This window comes from Aeromonas sp. 95A (assembly GCF_051919235.1).
Classification (GTDB): Bacteria; Pseudomonadota; Gammaproteobacteria; order Enterobacterales; family Aeromonadaceae; genus Aeromonas; species Aeromonas veronii.
In genome coordinates this window covers 3115019-3132858 of sequence record NZ_JBQBFC010000001.1, presented here as the reverse complement: position 1 = coordinate 3132858, position 17840 = coordinate 3115019, and the positions used below count along the sequence as shown (strand labels likewise).

Genomic DNA, 17840 nt, shown 5'->3' with positions numbered 1-17840 from the left:
AAGATATGCGCTCTCCCCTGCGACTTATCAGTCTGACTGGTGCAGACCCCGGCGCAGGGTGGCATCCCGCAACACGACCCCATATAGTGCTCACACTTGGCGCCTGATGGCGCGGACTCGACCACAGAGGCCCTCAACAACATCATGATGCAAACCATAGAGAGACAGATTGCCGGTGAGCTCAATGCTCGCCCGGAGCAGGTGCAGGCCGCAGTGCGCCTGCTGGATGAAGGCTCGACCGTGCCCTTTATCGCCCGTTACCGTAAAGAGGTGACCGGCGGTCTGGACGACAGCCAACTACGTACTCTGGAGAGCCGCCTCGGCTATCTGCGTGAACTGGAAGATCGCCGTCAGGTGATCATTCGCTCCATCGAAGAGCAGGGCAAACTGACCCCCGAGCTGGCCCGCGAATTGAATGGCGCCGACAGCAAGACCCGACTGGAAGATCTCTACCTCCCCTACAAGCCCAAGCGCCGCACCAAGGGGCAGATGGCCATCGAAGCCGGGTTGGAGCCGCTTGCCAACCTGCTGCTCAGCGACCCGATGCAGGATCCCGAGCAAGCGGCGGCCGCCTTCCTCAATCCCGAACAGGGCATTGCCGACAACAAGGCAGCCCTCGACGGCGCCCGCTATATCCTGATGGAGCGCTTCGCCGAGCAGGCCGACCTGCTGGAGAAGCTGCGCGACTACCTTTGGCAAAATGCCACCCTGCGCGCCCGCGTGGTGGCAGGCAAGGAGCAGGAAGGGGCCAAGTTCAAGGACTATTTCGAACACGACGAACCCCTGCACAAGGCCCCCTCCCACCGGGTGCTGGCCATGCTGCGCGGCCGCAATGAAGGGATCCTCAATCTGGCGCTGGTCACCAGTGACGACGAGAGTGCCAGCCCCTGCGAAGGGATCATTGCCCACCACCTCAAGCTCAATCTGCAGAACCGCCCGGCCGACAAATGGCTGCAGGGGGTAGTGAGCTGGACCTGGAAGATCAAGTTGTCGCTTCAGATGGAGACCGAGCTGATCGGTCGCATCCGCGAGTCGGCAGAGGAGGAGGCGATCAAGGTGTTCGCCATGAACCTCAAGGATCTCCTGATGGCGGCCCCGGCCGGCATGCGCTGCACCATGGGGCTGGATCCGGGCATCCGCACCGGGGTCAAGGTGGCCGTGGTGGATGCCACCGGCAAGCTGGTCGATCACGCCACCATCTATCCGTTCGAACCGAAACGCCAGATTGATCAGAGCCTCAAGACCCTGAGCGAGCTGTGCCAGAAACACAAGGTCGAGCTCATCAGCATCGGCAACGGCACCGCCTCGCGAGAGACCGACCGGCTGGTCAGCGACCTGTTCGAGCGCTACCCCGCCGCCAAGGCGCAGAAAATAGTCGTGAGCGAAGCGGGGGCCTCGGTCTACTCCGCCTCCGAACTCGCCTCCCAGGAGTTCCCGGATCTCGACGTCTCAATCCGTGGCGCCGTCTCCATCGCCCGCCGCCTGCAAGACCCGCTGGCCGAACTGGTCAAAATCGATCCCAAGAGTATCGGGGTGGGCCAGTATCAGCACGACGTCGGCCAGAGCCAGCTGGCCCGCCGGCTGGATGCCGTGGTTGAGGATTGCGTGAACGCGGTCGGGGTGGATGTGAACACCGCCTCGGTCGCCCTGCTCAACCGGGTTTCCGGCCTCTCCCAAACGTTGGCCCAGAACATCGTCGCCTACCGGGATGAGCACGGCGCATTCAAGAGCCGTCAGCAATTGCTGAAAGTAAGCCGACTCGGCCCCAAAGCCTTCGAACAGTGCGCCGGCTTCCTGCGCATTCGCGGCGGCAGCAATCCCCTCGACAGCTCAGCGGTACACCCGGAGTCCTATCCGGTGGTGGAGCGGATCCTCGCCAAGCTGGAGCAGACCGTGGAGAGCCTGCTCGGCAACAGCAGCCTGCTGCGCAGCCTGAAACCGGCCGACTATACCGATGAGCAATTCGGCGTACCTACCGTCACCGACATCATCGGCGAGCTGGACAAGCCGGGCCGCGACCCGCGCCCCGAGTTCAAAACCGCGACCTTCAAGGAAGGGGTGGAGCAGATCAGCGACCTGGTGCCCGAGATGGTGCTGGAAGGGGTGGTCACCAACGTCACCAACTTCGGTGCCTTCGTCGATATCGGTGTTCATCAGGACGGGCTGGTGCACATCTCCTCCCTGACCGACCGTTTCGTCAAGGATCCCCGTGAGGTGGTCAAGGCGGGCGACATTGTACGGGTCAAGGTGCTGGAAGTGGACGCCCCGCGCAAGCGGATTAGCCTGACCATGCGCCTCGACGAAAAGGCAGGGCAACCCGCCCGCAAGCCGGCTGAAGCGCGCAACAGCAGTGCCGGCAACACCAAGCCAAGAAATGAGCCGCGCCAAAGCCCCCCTGTGGGTGGTGCCATGGGCAACGCCTTCGCGGCGGCGCTCTCCAAAGCGAAAAAGTAACGACACCTTCCAGAAGTCCTCTGAATGCAAAAAGCCCCACAAGGGGCTTTTTTACACGCGAAGCTCAGGATCACTGCGTCAGGGCAGCAAGAATACTCTCGGGCTCTCCATGCTGGGCCAGCACCTCCCGCAGTCGGTTGAATGCCTTGCAGGCCTCTTGCGGATACTTGCCGTAAGAGACGACGCCGGTGTGGCTCCAGCCAGCCGCCAGCATCACTTTCTTCTTGAAACTGGTTCCTTCAGTTCCCCCTCCCCCGAGCTGCATCAGAAACTGCTCCATCTGCAGGTGGGGAGGCGGTACACGGGAGAAGGTGGTGAAATCTTCCGCTTTGACTTCATCGAAATGCATGACAGCTCCTGTGAAATTGGAATGGGCCTGATCTTCAGGTTAGTTGCAAAACAGGCAAAGCAGCTGAAAGTTTGGCGAGGGTGATTCAGATATGCAGACTGAGGGACTGGGTCGAGGCCGGGCTGACAGCCTGTCGATAGTGGCCAGCGATGACGCTGTTGCGCTTGTCCATATAGGCACTCAGCACACCGCCCGATTTCGCGCTCTGCTCGGCCATCAGCTCTTTGCGTGCCTTGGCTTCACTGGCGGCGGCGCTGCGCGCGACGGCCAGATCTTGCGCGGAAGGCTCGGCGGGCGCCAGCGCTGCTGCGCGGATCTGCTGCATCTTGGCGATGGTAGCGGCAGGGTCACCGGGTACGACACTGGTATCGATCTGGACTTCGCCACCCGTCGCATAACGCTTGCCATCCGGCCCTTGCGTAAACTGATAGGTGGGCGAGCTGGCGTACTCTCCACCCGCAGACTGGTGCGCCTGCTCGTGAGTGCGCACCTCCTTGTCACGCTCGACAAGATCCTGAACCTGCTGCTCTTGCCGCTGTTGCTGCTCCTGCTGTTTGGGATCTTGCTGCTTGCGCTGCCCATCCTCGCCGGTGGCCTCGACAAAGCGATTGTCTGGCAGTGTCGTCGGGGCTAATTGCCCGGTTTCACGGCTATTCTGGGAGCTCTGATTGCTGGAGGCCTGACCGGCTTTGGATTTCTCTTTCTGGGAGCCGACTTCGGATTCGGCAACGGAGGCTTGGCCCGCTCGGGCCTGTGGGATCAGTTCTGCCCGGCGATTATCCGTCCTCGCCGCTTCCACCTGGGGTTGCAGCTGTGTCGGGATAAGGGGAGGCAGACTGACATTGATGTTCATCTCACACCCGGATGTCGATCAGGGTTCCCATCATATCGCTGGCGGTCTGCACTACCTTGGCGGAAGCGCCAGCCTGCTGCTCGGCCACCTTGAGATTGACAAGCTCATCAGTCACTTGCACCTGATCCCCGCTGGGGGTGTTGAGGCGGGCGATCTGACTGGATGCCTTGTCGGCAATCTGCTCGGCTCGCTGAAATCCCTGAACCCCGCTGTTGAAAGCAGAATCAATACGCATAGTGTTACTCCTCTGGTCACAGCTTAATTATCCGCCAGACCAGAGGATTAATGAAGCTTGCCGGCTGTTTTTTAGCCAACAAAATCTCGAACGATTTCAATGAATTCGTCAGGGTGGGAGATAAAAGGTGCGTGTGAAGCCTTATTGAGGGTCACGCTGCGGCTGGCAGGGTAGAGATCATCCAGCAGGGGAATGGCCGCCTTGGGTACCAATGAATCCAGTCGGCCATAGATCCGCAACCAGGGCAGATCCAGCTCCCGCAGCGGTTCGCGCAGGTCAATGTCGGCCAACAGCGTCAGCCCGGCCTCAAGTGCGGCAAACTGGGGCGCCGGGCGCTCGGCCAGCCAGTGGCGCAACTGACGGATATCGTCCCGGGCATGTTCACTGCCCATGGCCTGGATCGCCAGAAAGCGCTCTATGGTCTGGCGAAAATCCCCCGCCAGCATCTGGTTGAAGCCGGTCAGTACCTTGGGAGCGATCCCCGGCCACTCATCACGGGCCATGAAACAGGGGGAGCTGGCCACGGTGATCAGGGAGTGCAGCCGATCGGGATGCGTCAGCGCCAACTGGCTTGCCACCAGACCGCCGAGCGACCAGCCAAGCAGATGACACTTCTGCGGCAAGATGGCGACCACCTGCTCGGCAAGCCAGGGCAGGCTGTAATCCACCTCGTCTGCCAGCAGGCTGTTGCCAAAACCGGGCAAATCCACCAGATGAACCCGATAGTGGGGCGCCAACTGTTGGGCAATGCCATGCCAGACCGCACCATTCATCCCCCAACCGTGCAACAACACCAGATCGGGCCCCTGGCCAAACTGCTCTACCGATATGCTCATCTAGACTCAAGATCCCTGTTCATGCTCTTGGGGTCAGCATGTTAAAGCGACTGCTCGCTAAAGCAAGCCCGCTGCTCGGCAGCCACGGCGACTGGCAAGGGAGCTGCCTGCTCTGCCATCAGCCTTGTGACAACGAGCCCCTGCTCTGCAGCTGGTGTCGGCAGGCGTTGCACCAATCAGAGCCAAGATGCCGCCTCTGCGCCGCACCGCTGGCTGACTATATAGAAGAGAGCATATCGGTCTGTGGTCGCTGCCAGCGCAGACCTCCCCCTGGGAGCGGTTACAGGTGATTGGCGACTACCAAACCCCCTATCCCATGTTGATCCCCCGGCTTAAGTATTCCGGCCAGATCCTGCTGGCGCCGCTACTGGCACGCCTCTTGGCCGATCATCTGGATGGCTGCGAGCCGCCGGAGGCGATCATTCCGGTTCCCCTGCACTGGTGGCGGCAATGGCGGCGTGGGTTCAATCAGGCAGAGGAGATCGCGCAAGCCCTTGGCGAGTTCACCGACATTCCCTGCGACAACACCCTACTGCAGCGCATCAAATCGACCCCGCAACAAACAACCCTGAGCGCCGGGCAGCGGCGGCGCAATCTGCGCGGGGCATTTCTGATCCGCTCCCACCAATACCGTCATGTCGCCCTGCTCGATGACGTCGTGACCACAGGCGCCACCGCTGGGCAGCTCAGCCGTTTGCTCCATGAGAGCGGCATCACAAAGGTAGAAGTGTGGGCAATCTGTCGTACCCTGCGGCACAGCAAGTAGCCATCGGCATGCTACCCAAGCATTAATAACCGCGTTATCATGAATACCCTAGTCGTACACTCAGGTTTATGAGGATAGTGATGATCAGCATTTCCGACGCCGCCCAGGCCCATTTCCGTAAACTGCTGGAAAAACAGCCTGATGGCACCAATATCCGGGTGTTTGTGGTCAATCCGGGAACCCAGAATGCCGAGTGTGGCGTATCGTATTGCCCGCCCGATGCCGTGGACCCGGAAGATCAACACCTGCCCTTCAGTGGCTTCGACTGCATGGTTGATCCCCTGAGCGCCCCCTTCCTGGTGGATGCCACCATCGACTTCGTGACCGATCAGATGGGCTCCCAGCTCACCCTGAAAGCACCGAACGCCAAGATGCGTAAAGTGGCCGACGACGCGCCGCTGATCGAGCGCATCGAGTACGTGTTGATGTCCGAAGTGAACCCTATGCTGGCCGGTCACGGTGGCAAGGTCACCCTGGTCGAGCTGACTGAAGACAAACTGGCCATCCTGCAGTTTGGCGGTGGTTGCAACGGTTGCTCCATGGTCGATTACACCCTTAAAGAGGGGATCGAGAAACAGCTGCTGGAGAAGTTCCCGGGTGAGCTCAACGGCGTGAAAGACGCCACCGAGCACCAGCGCGGCGACCACTCCTACTACTGATTTGCAGCCCTTGCAGCAAAGAAAAGGCCCCGCCAGATGGCGGGGCCTTTTGCATGGGCAATCGGCAGATTACTCGTCCTTCTTGTCTCGCGACAGCAGAGCGATGGCCGCCTCTTTCGGGTTCTTACCCTCGTAGAGCACCTTGAAGATCTGCTCGCAGATGGGCATCTCGACGCCGCAGCGGGCCGCCAGCAGATGCACTTCTTTGGTGTTGCGATATCCCTCCACCACCTGACCGATCTCGGTCATGGCGGTGTTCACATCCTTGCCTGCCCCGAGGGCCAGCCCGAAGCGACGGTTGCGCGACTGGTTGTCGGTACAGGTGAGCACCAGATCCCCGAGCCCCGCCATCCCCATAAAGGTTTTGGCATCGGCACCCAGCGCCGCACCCAGACGCTGCATCTCCACCAGACCCCGGGTGATGAGCGCGGTTCTAGCATTGGCGCCAAACCCGAGCCCGTCGGAGAGACCGGCACCGATGGCGATGACGTTCTTCACCGCCCCACCCAGCTGTAGACCGACGAAGTCCGGATTGGTATAGACCCGGAACGAGCGGCCACAGTGCAGCAGGTGGGAGAGATCGTCGGCGAACTCGTCGTGAGTCGAGGCGACCGAGATGGCGGTCGGCAAACCGGCAGCCAGCTCCTTGGCGAAGGTGGGGCCGGAGATGACCGCCAGCGGCATCTCGTCACCCAGCACTTCACGAGCCACATCCTGCAGCAGACGGCCACTGTCCGGCTCCAGACCCTTGGTGGCCCAGGCGATACGGGTATCGGGGCGCAGGAAGGGTTTGATCCGGGTCAGCACATCGCCAAATACATGGCTCGGCACGACCAGCAGCAGCACGGGGGCAGCTTGTACCGCACGTTGCAGATCCGCAGTCAGCTGCAGATCGGCGGGAAAAGGGACATCAGGCAAAAATGCCTTGTTGCAGCGGTCTTGTTCCAGCTCGGCGACATGAGCGGGGTCGTGACCCCACAGCAGGGTCGGATGACCATTGCGCGCCAGAGAAATGGCAAGGGCGGAGCCATAAGACCCAGCCCCCAAGACCGAGATAGCGATCTGGTCAGCCATTATCAGGCTTCCGCAGTCGCCTGCTGGGCCTGTGCTTGCGCCATGTGCTGGGCAAACAGGGCATCGAAGTTGACCGGTGCCAGGTTCAGCTGCGGGAAGGAACCCTTGCTCACCATGTTGGCCACGGCTTCGCGGGCATACGGGAACAGGATGTTCGGGCAGAAGGCAGCCAGGCAGTGAGCCAGTTGCGGCTCCGGCAGGTTACCGATGGTGAAGATACCGGCTTGCTGTACTTCGCACAGGAAGGCGGTTTCGGTTTCCAGTTTGCAAGTCACGGTCAGGGTCAGGACAACCTCGTACACGCTCTCAGCCAGGATGTTGGTCTTGGTATCCATATCCAGCTTGACGTCCGGCTGCCACTCTTTCTGGAAGATGTGCGGGGTGTTCGGCGCTTCGAAAGAGACATCCTTGGTGTAAACACGCTGGATGTGGAATTCCGGTTGTACTTCCTGGTTGTTGATCTCGTCAGCCATTTCGTTTGATTCCTTGTTATATGGATAAGTGGGCTCAGGCCCTGCTTAAATCAGCGTTTCTTGGTTACCGGCAGATTTTCTGCACGCCATTGGGCCATGCCACCGCCGAGCACATAAACCTGCTTGAAGCCAGCTTTGCTCAGCTGACGGCCCGCGCCGCCCGCAGTCATTCCCGACTCGCACACCACTATGATGGGGGCATCTTTATGCTTTTCAACCGGGCCCAGATTATTGCTCTGGATCTGGGTCAGCGGCAGGTGCTGGGCACCGGCCAGATGGCCCTTGGCGTACTCTTCCTGACTGCGAATATCCACCACGGTAGCATTCTCGCGGTTGATCAGCAGGGTCGCAGTGTGGTTGTTGACGGTTTTTACCGGAGACAAACGGGCACGCACCGTGGTGTAAACCAGGGTGCCAGCAAGGCCCAACCAGGCTGCGGTCAGCAGCGGGTTACGGGCCGCAAAATCCAAATACTCTTGCATCTTCTACTATCCAGGGACCAAGACAAGGGCCCGAGTATACATGGGGGTATTGATAAGATCAGCCATCTTGGCGGCAAAGCGCGAGCAGGCTCCCATCAACATTGGGCAGCGAGCATGGCAGGAAAGGCGTGGCTTGCGGGGCCACGGGAGCGCCCCTTGGCTATCAGGTGACTATTTCGGCAGATGTAGTAATATTACGCTAGTTTCATTTCCCGCATTTTTTCCAATCCGAGAGGACATAGTCTTATGTCAACAGCTAAGAAACCTTTGGTTCTGGTCATCATGGACGGTTGGGGCTACAGCACCAAGCAAGAGCACAACGCCGTCGCTGCCGCCAAGACTCCCAACCTCGATCGTCTGGCCCGTGACTACACCAGCACCCTTATCTCCGGCTCCGGTCTGGATGTCGGTCTGCCGGATGGCCAGATGGGCAACTCCGAAGTGGGCCACGTCAACATCGGTGCCGGTCGCATCGTCTATCAGGAGCTGACCCGCATCTCCAAAGACATCCAGGATGGCGAATTCTTCCAGAACGTCGAGCTGGCCAAGGCTGTTGACGCTGCCGTGACCAACGGCAAAGCAGTTCACATCATGGGCCTGATGTCCCCGGGTGGCGTACACAGCCACGAAGAGCACATCATGGGCATGATCGAAATGGCAGCCAAGCGTGGCGCCGAGAAGATCTACCTGCACGCCTTCCTGGATGGCCGCGACGTTCCGCCGCGCTCCGCCCAGTCCTCCATCGAGCTGTTCGACGCCCTGTTCGCCAAGCTGGGCAAGGGTCGTTTCGCTTCCATGATCGGTCGTTACTTCGCCATGGACCGTGACAACCGCTGGGATCGCGTGCAGCAAGCCTATGACCTGATGACCCAGGGCAAGGGCGAGTTCACCGCCAATAGCGCCACCGAAGCGCTGGCTGCCGCATATGCTCGCGACGAGAACGACGAGTTCGTCAAAGCCACCCGCATCGGCGAAGCTGCACCGATGGAAGATGGCGATGCGCTGATTTTCATGAACTTCCGTGCCGACCGTGCCCGTGAAATCACCCGCGCCTTCGTTGACACCGACTTCACCGGCTTCGCCCGTGCAGTCGAGCCGAAGCTGAACTTCGTGATGCTGACCGAATACGCGGCCGACATCAAAACTGCCTGTGCCTACCCGCCGACCGCTCTGGTCAACACCCTGGGTGAGTGGCTGGCCAAGCAGGGCAAGACCCAGCTGCGCATCTCCGAAACAGAGAAGTATGCTCACGTCACCTTCTTCTTCAACGGTGGCGAAGAGTCCTGCTTCACCGGCGAAGATCGCGAGATCGTGGCCAGCCCGAAAGTGGCGACCTATGACCTGCAGCCGGAAATGAGCTCCGAAGAGCTGACCGACAAGCTGGTTGCGGCCATCAAGAGCGGCAAGTACGACGTCATCATCTGTAACTACCCGAATGGCGACATGGTTGGTCACACCGGTGTGTTCGATGCCGCCGTCAAAGCGTGTGAAGCCGTTGACCACTGCATCGGTCGCGTGACCGACGCCCTGGCCGAAGTGGGTGGCGAGTGCCTGATCACTGCCGACCACGGTAACGCCGAGAAGATGCTGGACGAAGAGACTGGTCAGGCCCACACCGCCCACACCAATCTGCCGGTTCCGCTCATCTATTTCGGTCGCAAAGCCGAGGTGGTTGAAGGTGGCAAACTGTCCGATCTGGCCCCCACCATGCTGACCCTGATGGGTCTGCCGGTACCGCCGGAAATGACTGGCAAGCCCCTGATGATTCTGAAATAATCCTTCCCCATGCGGGGATGCGAAGTTATTTCACAGAAAACCAGTCGCGTCGGCCTGTTGGCCGGCGCGCTGTTTTTTTGCCTGTCGTTTGGCGCCAGCACACCGGCTTTGGCCGCCAATCAGCAGCTGGGCACCATGCAGTCCCAGATCAAAGAGCAACAGAAGACCATCAAGCTCAGCAAGCAGGAGCTTGCCAAGCTCAATACCCAGCTCAAGGCTGACGAGCAGGCCATCTCGGCCGCCGCCGCCAAACTCAACCAGACCAGGCAGCAGTTGAAGCAGAACCAGCAGACGCTGGCGACCCTGCAAAAAGACAAGCTAGCGCTGGAAGTTCAAGCCAAACATCAGAAGCAGTTGCTGGCCAAACAGGCGGAGAGCGCCTTTCAGGCGGGCAACCACGACTACCTCAAACTGCTGCTCAATCAGCAGGATCCGGCCAAACTGAGCCGCTCCCTCGACTACTACGACTACCTCAACAAGGCCCGCATCGAGGCCATCGACGCCCTGCGCGCCACCCGCGACAAGCTGGCGAAAAACCAGCAGGCAACCAAAGAGACCGAGACCAGACTGCAGACCCTGCTTGCCGAACAGCAAGAGCATCACCAGACCCTGCTGGCCAGCCAGCAGAGCCGGGCCAAGGTGCGCAACCAGTTGCAGCAGTCGGTACAGGATGACGAGCAGAAGCTCACCAAGCTGGTCAAGGCCGAGAAAGCGCTGAAAGCGCGGCTCGAAGAGTTACGTCGCAAGCGGGAAGAGCAGGAGCGCCGTGAACGGGCCGAGCGGGAACGGTTGGCCAAGCTGAAAGCGGAGCAGGAGCGTCAGCGCAAGCTGGCCGAACAGCGCCGCGCCGAGCAACAACGACTCGCCGCCCAGCAGAACAAAACCGTCAAACCGGCAGAACCGGCCGAAGAGGTAGCCAGCAGCAAACCGGAGCGCGGCTCGGGCATCAGCAGTGCCGGTCACTACAGCGGTCTCAAGACCAATGGCAGCCTGCGCTGGCCGGTACAGGGGCCGATCCTCATCTCCTACGGTTCGCCGCGCACCGCCCAGCTCAAGTGGAAAGGTACCCTGATCGGCGCCAGCGAAGGGACCCAGGTCAAGGCGGTTGCACCGGGACAAGTGGTCTACGCCGACTGGCTCGACGGCTTCGGTATGTTGCTGGTGATCGACCACGGCAAGGGCTACATGAGCCTCTACGGTCACAATCAGTCGCTGCTGCGCCAAGTTGGCCAGAATGTGGAACAGGGTGAGCCGGTGGCGCTGGTCGGTGACAGTGGCGGTCAGGACAGACCGGGCCTCTACTTCGAAATTCGCTATCAGGGCGAGGCGATCAACCCAACCAAATGGCTGGCCAAGGGTTGAGTTAACCCGGCCGACAAACGCGTCACACGCTCACTAGCAAAAGCCTGCCTCACGCAGGCTTTTGTCATTTCAGGAGTACAGCAACCCGCTGTCACTCCCATTTGATGAAAAATTACCTATTTTTTCGCTCGGCTCAGGGGAAGACAACCAGACCGATCTGCTCCAGCAAGGTCTGCTGCTGATCCTCGTTGATCTGTACTCCCTGCAGATCGACCCGGCGCAGATCCAGCCCCGGCAGATCGCACTGGCGCAGATCGCAGCCCTGCAGCTTGAAGCTGGTCCAGTCAATCTGGCCAAACTCGGAACCGCTGAGATCGGAACCCGCCAGCGAGGCACCAAACAGGTTGGCTCCCTGCCAGCGGTTGCCGGTCAGCTCGCACTTCTCCAGCAGGCAGCCCTCGAAGCTGGCGTAGCTGAAGTTGTTGCCGGTCAGATGGGCCTCGCAGAAGTAGCTTTTGGCGGTGATCTGGTTGGCGAAGCTGGCATGGCTGAAGTTGATACCGACCGCCTGACAGTCACGCATCTCCAACCCCAGACACTGGCTGCGGCTGCAATCGGCCATGGTGAGATCGCAGCGCAGGAAGCTGGCCTCGCGCAGATCGCAACCCTGCAACAGGCAGCCCCGTTCACTCTCCCGATCGTAGAAGCTGCAGTCGATGAAGCGGCTATCGCTCAAATCCAGCCAGGAGAAGTCGCAGCCGATAAAGCGGCACTCCGAGAACTGCTCCCCCTCCACATCCTGTCGCTCGAACCGGACATCCACGAACTGCTTGCCTCTGATCATCGGAAAACTCCTGCAAAAACGGCTTCATATGCTGACTTTATCCGCCAAAAACGGTAATGTTACATGTAACATCCACGCTGGACACCCCTATGAGCCCCACCCGCAAGCGCCGCCCCACCCTGCAAGATATCGCCGACCAGACCGGCGTGACCAAGATGACTGTCAGCCGCTATCTGCGCGACCCGCAGACCGTGGCGGAGGGGACCCGCGAGCGGATCGCGGCGGTGGTGGAAGAGCTGGGTTATATCCCCAACCGGGCGCCGGACATTCTCTCCAACGCGACCAGCAAGGCGATCGGCATCCTGATCCCCTCCCTCTCCAACCAGGTCTTCTCGGCGGTAATCCACGGCATCGAGTCGGTGACCCGACCGGCCGGTTACCAGACCCTGCTGGCCCACTACGGCTACAGCCCGGAGCGGGAGGAGGAGCAGGTCGCCTCCCTGCTCTCCTATCACGTGGATGGGCTGATCCTCTCCGACAGCCAGCACACAGAGCGCACTCGCAAGATGATCGCCACCGCCGGCATTCCGGTGGTGGAGACCATGGATCTGCCGCAAACCCCCATCGACATGGTGGTCGGCATGGACCATAGAGCAGCGGCCCGGGCCATGGTAACAGAGATGCTGCACCGGGGCCGACGCAAGGTGGTCTATCTGGGAGCGCGGCTCGACGTGCGTACCCAGCTGCGGATGGAGGGTTACTATCAGGCGATGACCGACTTCGGCCTCACCGGCCAGCACCTGCTGACCGAACAATCCTCCAGCTTCACTCTGGGGGGCGAGCTGCTGGATCAGGCGCTGGTACGCTATCCCGACCTCGACGGCCTGTTCTGCACCAACGATGACCTGGCGGTGGGCGCCCTGCTGCAGTGTCAGGCCAAGTGGATCCCGGTGCCGCAGCAGATCGCCATCGCCGGTTGCAACGCCCTCGACATCGGCCACGCCATGACCCCCAAGCTGGCCAGTATCGCCACCCCGCGGGAAGCGATCGGTCGGGAGGCTGCCACCATGCTGCTGGCGCGTCTCAACGGCCAATCCCAACCCGACACCCGCAAGGATATCGGCTTCTCCCTCTATGTCGGGGAGAGTCTTGGGTAATCCCTTCCCTCACCCACTTAAGTCACGCCGATAACAAACAGGCCACCCGAGGGTGGCCTGTTTGGTTTTCTGCACAACTGACGCTTAGCGTTTAACCAGCTCAACCGCTTCGCGGGAGAGGCGGGTCACCTCTTCCCAGTTGCCGCTCTTGACCGCATCGGCCGGCAGCATCCAGGAGCCGCCGACGGTGGCGACGCACTTGAGCGCCAGATAGTCGGCCACGTTTTTCGGGCCGATACCGCCGGTCGGGCAGAACTTCACCTGGGGCAGCGGCGCGGCAATGGCGGAGAGCGCCTTGGTGCCGCCGTTCGCTTCGGCCGGGAAGAACTTCAGATGGTCATAACCCGCTTCCAGCGCCTGCATCACTTCAGACGGAGTAGCCACGCCCGGGATCAGCGGTGCAGTGCTCTTGGCCGCGTGGGCCAGCAGGGCCGGGGTCATCCCCGGGGAGATGACGAAGCGGGCACCGGCAGCGACGGCTGCGTCAAACTGCTCGCAGTTGAGCACGGTACCGGCACCGACCATGGCATCCGGCATCGCCTTGGCGATAAGGGCGATGGCATCAAGCGCCACCGGGGTGCGCAGGGTGATTTCGAAGACAGAGATGCCGCCGTCGAGCAGCGCCTTGGCCATCGGCAGGGCCTGATCCAGCTCGTTGATAACCATCACGGGTACCAGCGGGGAGGCGGCAAACACCTCGGCCGGGGTCACTTTCCAGTTCTGCATAGCTCTTCCTTAGTCAAAGATGGTGGCGCCACACTCGGCGCTCGATACCGCGCGACGCATCACGCTGAACAGTTCACGGCCCCACCCCTCTTGTTCCAGAGTGAGGTCAATCTCGGCCTGGGTACGGCCACTCAAATCGGTCAGGCAGTCGAGGCTGCCGTTTACCGCGTCAACCCGTAGCAGATCGCCGTCGGCCAGCAGGCCAATGGCCCCGCCGTGCAGCGCTTCCGGGGTGACGTGGATGGCGGCCGGGATCTTGCCGGAGGCGCCGGAGAGGCGGCCATCGGTGACCAGCGCCACCTTGAAACCCGCCTTCTGCAGGTTGCCGAGCACAGGCATCAGCTTGTGCAGCTCCGGCATGCCGTTGGCGGCCGGGCCATTGTGGCGCACCACGATCACGGCATCCTGATTGAGATCGCCCGCCTTGTAGGCCGCTTCCACCGCATGTTGGGAGGAGAAGACCCGCGCTGGCGCTTCGATAACCCGATACTCGGGAGCCACGGCGGAGACCTTGACCACGGCGCGGCCCAGATTGCCCGCCAGCAGCTTGGTGCCGCCAGTGGCCTGGAATACGCTGCCGGAGGGGGACAACACGCTCGCATCGCCGCTCTCGCCCACCGGCTGCCACACCAGCTGGCCATCGACCAATGCCGGACGGCTGAGGTAATCCTGCATTTCGCCAAAGACCGGAGTGGCATCCATGTGGATCAGCCCCTCTTCTGCCAGACGGCGCATCAGGCCGGGCACGCCGCCTGCCTGTTCGAAGGCGTTGACGTCGGCCGGGCCGTTCGGGTACATGCGCACCAGCAGCGGCACCACGTCGGAGAGATCGCTGATGTCATCCCAGGTCAGAACCAGACCGGCGGCGCGAGCCAGCGCCACCATGTGGATGCTGTGGTTGGTACTGCCACCGGAAGCGAGCAGGGCCACCAGACCGTTGACCAGCGAGCGCTCGTCCAGCACTTCGCTCAGCGGGCGATAGGCCGGGGAACCCGAGATCATGGCGCTGATACGGCGGGCCGCTTCGGCGGTCAGGGCGCGGCGCAGCTCGCTATGCGGGTGCACAAAGGCGGAGCCCGGCAGCATAAGGCCCATGGCCTCGAATACCAGCTGGTTGGTGTTGGCGGTGCCGTAGAAGGTGCAGGTGCCTGCCGCGTGGTAGGCGCCGCACTCCATCTCCAGCAGGGCGTCGCGACCCACTTCACCGGCAGCGTACTTCTGACGCACCTTCACCTTCTCGTCATTGCTGATGCCGCTCGCCATCGGGCCAGCAGGAACAAATGCAGTCGGCAGGTGAGCGTGGGAGAGGGCCCCCATGATCTGACCCGGAGCGATCTTGTCGCAGATACCGAGAAGCAGGGTGGCATCAAAGGTGTTGTGAGAGAGCGACAGCGCGGTCGCCTGGGCGATCAGGTCGCGGGAGAAGAGGGACATGTCCATCCCCGGCTGACCCTGGGTCACGCCATCGCACATGGCGGGCACGCCGCCGGCGACCTGGGCGCTGTGGCCCAGCTCGGCCAGCACCGCCTTGATCTGATCCGGATAGCCCTGATAGGGCTGATGGGCGCTCAACATATCGTTGTAGGCGGTGACGATGCCGACGTTGGCACGGGTCATATCGAGAATGCGACCCTTCTCGTCACTGCTGCAGGCGGCCACGGCGTGGGCCAGGTTGCCGCAGGCCAGCGCGGCGCGGGTCTTGCCCTGCTCTGCCTGACGCTGGATGCGGGCCAGAAATGCCTGACGACGGGCGACACTGCGCTCGCGGATGCGGGCGGTGACGTCGGAAATTACCTGATGAATCATTGGGCTTGCTCCAATGCTGTGACGGCGCGGTCAACCACCTGTTCGAAGGTGCCGTCTATATCAATGTGGAATACACCGGCTTCGCCATCCGGGCGCTCCAGAGTATCGAACTGACTTTGTACCATGCTTTCACGCATGAAGTGGCCCTTGCGGGCACGCATCCGCTCGAGGATCAGCGGCTGGCTGCCATCGAGGAAAATGAAGCTGACCGACTCGTTGCCTTCGCGGATCTGGTCGCGGTACTTCTTTTTGAGGGCGGAACAGACAATGATGCCGGTCTCGTTCTTCTGCTCGAGACTGTAGGCGGCGTCGCGGATCCGCTCCAGCCAGGGGGCACGATCCTCATCGTTGAGGGGGTTGCCGCCAGCCATCTTCTGGATGTTGGCCTTGGGGTGCAGGTCATCACCATCGATGAACTTGGCGCCCAGCGCTTCGGCCACTTTCAGACCCACGCTGGATTTGCCGCTACCACACACACCCATCACGATAATGCACTTACCCGCCATAATTTGACCTCTGTCCCACTTTTCAAAAAACCAGCTGTTGATGGGTTCTAATCTAACACGTTACCGGTAACATGTTACCGGTAACGATTGAAAATGTGAAGTCTGCCACAGACTGAGCAAACCCATAGTCACCTGGGCATATGATGTTGAGCCCTTGCCATAAATCTAAATAAATCATAAAGATATGGTTTGCCGACGGATCGGCAAGGTGTCACGACTGAACTTGGAAAAAGGAACGCATAACAATGTCTGACCTCTCCCTGATCATGACAGCCGCCGGCTCGATTGTGCTGCTGCTCTTCCTGGTGATGAAGGCCCGGCTCCACGCCGTGGTAGCCCTGATCCTGGTCTCCATGGTGGCGGGTCTCGCCGCTGGCATGAACCCGGCCGACATCGCCGCCACCATCCAGAAAGGGATGGGCGGCACCCTCGGCTTCGTTGCCGTGGTGGTGGCGCTGGGTGCCATGTTTGGCAAGGTAATGGAAGTGACCGGTGCACTCGACCGAGTGGCTCACACCCTGCTCGGCAAGTTCGGCGTCAAGCGCGCCAACTGGGCCATGGCCCTGACCGGCTTTGTCTGCGCCCTGCCGCTCTTCTTTGATGTGGCCGTGGTGCTGCTGATCGGCGTCGCCTTCGCCATCGTCCGTCGTGGCGGCGGCAGCGTGGTGAAGATCGGTATCGCTCTGCTGGCCGGTATCGCCACTTGCCAGGCCTTCCTTATCCCGGCGCCGGGCCCGATCCTGGTGGCATCCCAGCTGGGTGCCGACTTCGGCTACATGATCCTGTTCGGCCTGATCGCCGCCGTACCGGCGCTGATCCTGGCTGGCCCGCTGTTCGGTGACTTCATCAGCAAGATCGTCGATGTGCCGCTGCCTGCCGATGCCCAGAACAGCGTTCACGATGACAGCAAATCCCTGCCCTCCTTCGGGCTGGCCATGGGCCTCATCGGTCTGCCGCTGCTGCTGATCGGCCTCAAGACCATCGTCGGTCGCTTCGTCGAGGCGGGCTCCACCCTGCACAACTGGCTGGAGTTCATCGGTCACCCCTTCACTGCCATCATGGTCGCCTGTCTGGCCGCCTTCTATCTGCTGGGTATTCGCCGTGGCATGTCCCGCGACGAGGTGATGAGCGTCTGCAACAGCGCCATCCAGCCGGCAGGCGTCATCATTCTGGTGACCGGTGCCGGTGGCGTGTTCAAGCAGGTGCTGGTTGATTCCGGTGTGGGCGCCGCGCTGGGCAATATGCTGGCCGACTCCGGTCTGCCCATCGTCGCACTGGCCTTCATTCTGGCCGCTGCGGTACGGGTGATTCAGGGCTCTGCCACCGTCGCCATGCTGACCGCCTGCGGTCTGGTGCTGCCGATGCTGGAGCCGCTCGGCCTGAACGGTGCCCAGCTGGCTGCCGTCACCATCGCCATCGGCGGCGGTGCCATCGTGCTCTCCCACGTCAACGACTCCGGTTTCTGGCTGGCCAACCGCTACCTCGGCCTGACCGAGAAGCAGACCCTGCAGACCTGGACCGTGATGGAGACCATCATCGGCACCACCGGCGGCGTGATGGCGATGATCATCTACAGCTTCCTCTGACAAGGGCGAAATGCTG

The 17840-nt window shown here is 61.3% G+C and carries 17 protein-coding genes and 1 pseudogene; 7 read left to right on the top strand and 11 right to left on the bottom strand.

The genetic code is table 11. The features are described from left to right. Nucleotides 1–144 precede the first annotated feature (144 nt). Complete coding sequence (locus tag ACTG2U_RS14165; protein WP_439974644.1) at nucleotides 145–2454, top strand: Tex family protein; 2310 nt, start codon at nucleotides 145–147, stop codon at nucleotides 2452–2454. Nucleotides 2455–2524: 70 nt separating this feature from the next. Here ACTG2U_RS14165 and ACTG2U_RS14160 read toward each other — a convergent pair whose 3' ends face one another. The 4 genes from ACTG2U_RS14160 to bioH all read right to left on the bottom strand — a co-directional run bounded on the left by ACTG2U_RS14160 (nucleotide 2525) and on the right by bioH (nucleotide 4727). Continuing rightward, the gene (locus ACTG2U_RS14160) at nucleotides 2525–2803 is read right to left on the bottom strand and encodes a hypothetical protein (RefSeq protein ID WP_005355353.1); all 279 of its coding nucleotides are present in this window, start codon (nucleotides 2801–2803) and stop codon (nucleotides 2525–2527) included. 85 nt (nucleotides 2804–2888) lie between these two features. Continuing rightward, nucleotides 2889–3656, bottom strand: a complete 768-nt coding sequence (locus tag ACTG2U_RS14155; protein WP_167557245.1) for a putative metalloprotease CJM1_0395 family protein — start codon at nucleotides 3654–3656, stop codon at nucleotides 2889–2891. A 1-nt stretch (nucleotide 3657) separates the two neighbouring features. Then, nucleotides 3658–3891 carry a flagellar basal body rod C-terminal domain-containing protein gene (locus ACTG2U_RS14150; protein WP_075113715.1) on the bottom strand — a complete coding sequence of 78 codons (234 nt, stop codon included), beginning with the start codon at nucleotides 3889–3891 and terminating at the stop codon, nucleotides 3658–3660. A gap of 71 nt (nucleotides 3892–3962) precedes the next feature. Next, entirely contained in the window at nucleotides 3963–4727 is a 765-nt protein-coding gene (gene bioH, locus ACTG2U_RS14145) for a pimeloyl-ACP methyl ester esterase BioH (RefSeq protein WP_439974643.1), read from the bottom strand. A 38-nt stretch (nucleotides 4728–4765) separates the two neighbouring features. On the opposite strand from bioH, the pseudogene ACTG2U_RS14140 reads away from it, so the two are divergent. After that, nucleotides 4766–5493 (top strand): annotated as a pseudogene (locus ACTG2U_RS14140) (ComF family protein). Between the two features lie 80 nt (nucleotides 5494–5573). Continuing rightward, nucleotides 5574–6152, top strand: coding sequence for a Fe-S biogenesis protein NfuA (nfuA, locus tag ACTG2U_RS14135; protein WP_005340636.1), 579 nt, complete (start codon nucleotides 5574–5576; stop codon nucleotides 6150–6152). A 69-nt stretch (nucleotides 6153–6221) separates the two neighbouring features. On the opposite strand, the gene gpsA is transcribed toward nfuA, so the two are convergent. Genes gpsA through ACTG2U_RS14120 form a run of 3 tightly spaced genes read right to left on the bottom strand, consistent with a single transcriptional unit; the run spans nucleotide 6222 to nucleotide 8181 of the window. Next, entirely contained in the window at nucleotides 6222–7226 is a 1005-nt protein-coding gene (gene gpsA, locus ACTG2U_RS14130; protein WP_019445045.1) for an NAD(P)H-dependent glycerol-3-phosphate dehydrogenase, read from the bottom strand. Between the two features lie 2 nt (nucleotides 7227–7228). Further along, nucleotides 7229–7699, bottom strand: coding sequence for a protein-export chaperone SecB (secB, locus tag ACTG2U_RS14125; RefSeq protein WP_042054222.1), 471 nt, complete (start codon nucleotides 7697–7699; stop codon nucleotides 7229–7231). A 50-nt stretch (nucleotides 7700–7749) separates the two neighbouring features. Beyond that, nucleotides 7750–8181 (bottom strand): rhodanese-like domain-containing protein, encoded by a 432-nt coding sequence (locus ACTG2U_RS14120; RefSeq protein WP_005340640.1) that lies wholly within the window; start codon nucleotides 8179–8181, stop codon nucleotides 7750–7752. A 246-nt stretch (nucleotides 8182–8427) separates the two neighbouring features. Here ACTG2U_RS14120 and gpmM point away from each other — a divergent pair, with 246 nt between their 5' ends. Next, nucleotides 8428–9957, top strand: a complete 1530-nt coding sequence (gene gpmM / locus ACTG2U_RS14115; RefSeq protein WP_005342668.1) for a 2,3-bisphosphoglycerate-independent phosphoglycerate mutase — start codon at nucleotides 8428–8430, stop codon at nucleotides 9955–9957. A gap of 9 nt (nucleotides 9958–9966) precedes the next feature. Then, on the top strand, nucleotides 9967–11319 hold the full coding sequence (envC, locus tag ACTG2U_RS14110) for a murein hydrolase activator EnvC (RefSeq protein WP_139408821.1): 1353 nt from the start codon (nucleotides 9967–9969) through the stop codon (nucleotides 11317–11319). Nucleotides 11320–11452: 133 nt separating this feature from the next. Here the strand turns inward: envC and ACTG2U_RS14105 are convergent, their stop codons facing one another. After that, nucleotides 11453–12103 (bottom strand): Qnr family pentapeptide repeat protein, encoded by a 651-nt coding sequence (locus ACTG2U_RS14105; RefSeq protein WP_236374710.1) that lies wholly within the window; start codon nucleotides 12101–12103, stop codon nucleotides 11453–11455. 89 nt (nucleotides 12104–12192) lie between these two features. Here ACTG2U_RS14105 and ACTG2U_RS14100 point away from each other — a divergent pair, with 89 nt between their 5' ends. Then, on the top strand, nucleotides 12193–13200 hold the full coding sequence (locus ACTG2U_RS14100) for a substrate-binding domain-containing protein (protein WP_005355407.1): 1008 nt from the start codon (nucleotides 12193–12195) through the stop codon (nucleotides 13198–13200). 84 nt (nucleotides 13201–13284) lie between these two features. On the opposite strand, the gene ACTG2U_RS14095 is transcribed toward ACTG2U_RS14100, so the two are convergent. Genes ACTG2U_RS14095 through ACTG2U_RS14085 form a run of 3 tightly spaced genes read right to left on the bottom strand, consistent with a single transcriptional unit; the run spans nucleotide 13285 to nucleotide 16238 of the window. Beyond that, nucleotides 13285–13926, bottom strand: a complete 642-nt coding sequence (locus tag ACTG2U_RS14095) for a bifunctional 4-hydroxy-2-oxoglutarate aldolase/2-dehydro-3-deoxy-phosphogluconate aldolase (protein ID WP_005342660.1) — start codon at nucleotides 13924–13926, stop codon at nucleotides 13285–13287. A gap of 9 nt (nucleotides 13927–13935) precedes the next feature. Continuing rightward, a complete protein-coding gene (gene edd, locus ACTG2U_RS14090; protein ID WP_064339166.1) occupies nucleotides 13936–15732 on the bottom strand; it encodes a phosphogluconate dehydratase in 1797 nt (598 codons plus the stop codon). Continuing rightward, the gene (locus ACTG2U_RS14085; protein WP_005340649.1) at nucleotides 15729–16238 is read right to left on the bottom strand and encodes a gluconokinase; all 510 of its coding nucleotides are present in this window, start codon (nucleotides 16236–16238) and stop codon (nucleotides 15729–15731) included. Before ACTG2U_RS14085 ends, edd begins: the two co-directional genes overlap by 4 nt. Nucleotides 16239–16483: 245 nt before the next feature. Between ACTG2U_RS14085 and gntU the strand changes: the two genes are divergently transcribed. Then, nucleotides 16484–17824 carry a gluconate transporter gene (gene gntU / locus ACTG2U_RS14080; protein ID WP_069527617.1) on the top strand — a complete coding sequence of 447 codons (1341 nt, stop codon included), beginning with the start codon at nucleotides 16484–16486 and terminating at the stop codon, nucleotides 17822–17824. The last annotated feature ends 16 nt before the right edge of the window (nucleotides 17825–17840 follow it).

What these genes read in the sequence shown, in the direction of transcription:
- ACTG2U_RS14085 (WP_005340649.1), bottom strand. Translation starts at nt 16,238, where the DNA reads ATGGCGGGTAAGTGCATTATCGTGATGGGTGTGTGTGGTAGCGGCAAA.
- ACTG2U_RS14150 (WP_075113715.1), bottom strand. Translation starts at nt 3,891, where the DNA reads ATGCGTATTGATTCTGCTTTCAACAGCGGGGTTCAGGGATTTCAGCGA.
- ACTG2U_RS14100 (WP_005355407.1), top strand. Translation starts at nt 12,193, where the DNA reads ATGAGCCCCACCCGCAAGCGCCGCCCCACCCTGCAAGATATCGCCGAC.
- ACTG2U_RS14160 (WP_005355353.1), bottom strand. Translation starts at nt 2,803, where the DNA reads ATGCATTTCGATGAAGTCAAAGCGGAAGATTTCACCACCTTCTCCCGT.
- ACTG2U_RS14095 (WP_005342660.1), bottom strand. Translation starts at nt 13,926, where the DNA reads ATGCAGAACTGGAAAGTGACCCCGGCCGAGGTGTTTGCCGCCTCCCCG.
- ACTG2U_RS14165 (WP_439974644.1), top strand. Translation starts at nt 145, where the DNA reads ATGATGCAAACCATAGAGAGACAGATTGCCGGTGAGCTCAATGCTCGC.
- nfuA (WP_005340636.1), top strand. Translation starts at nt 5,574, where the DNA reads ATGATCAGCATTTCCGACGCCGCCCAGGCCCATTTCCGTAAACTGCTG.
- ACTG2U_RS14120 (WP_005340640.1), bottom strand. Translation starts at nt 8,181, where the DNA reads ATGCAAGAGTATTTGGATTTTGCGGCCCGTAACCCGCTGCTGACCGCA.
- secB (WP_042054222.1), bottom strand. Translation starts at nt 7,699, where the DNA reads ATGGCTGACGAGATCAACAACCAGGAAGTACAACCGGAATTCCACATC.
- ACTG2U_RS14155 (WP_167557245.1), bottom strand. Translation starts at nt 3,656, where the DNA reads ATGAACATCAATGTCAGTCTGCCTCCCCTTATCCCGACACAGCTGCAA.
- bioH (WP_439974643.1), bottom strand. Translation starts at nt 4,727, where the DNA reads ATGAGCATATCGGTAGAGCAGTTTGGCCAGGGGCCCGATCTGGTGTTG.
- gpsA (WP_019445045.1), bottom strand. Translation starts at nt 7,226, where the DNA reads ATGGCTGACCAGATCGCTATCTCGGTCTTGGGGGCTGGGTCTTATGGC.
- envC (WP_139408821.1), top strand. Translation starts at nt 9,967, where the DNA reads ATGCGGGGATGCGAAGTTATTTCACAGAAAACCAGTCGCGTCGGCCTG.
- gpmM (WP_005342668.1), top strand. Translation starts at nt 8,428, where the DNA reads ATGTCAACAGCTAAGAAACCTTTGGTTCTGGTCATCATGGACGGTTGG.
- ACTG2U_RS14105 (WP_236374710.1), bottom strand. Translation starts at nt 12,103, where the DNA reads ATGATCAGAGGCAAGCAGTTCGTGGATGTCCGGTTCGAGCGACAGGAT.
- gntU (WP_069527617.1), top strand. Translation starts at nt 16,484, where the DNA reads ATGTCTGACCTCTCCCTGATCATGACAGCCGCCGGCTCGATTGTGCTG.
- edd (WP_064339166.1), bottom strand. Translation starts at nt 15,732, where the DNA reads ATGATTCATCAGGTAATTTCCGACGTCACCGCCCGCATCCGCGAGCGC.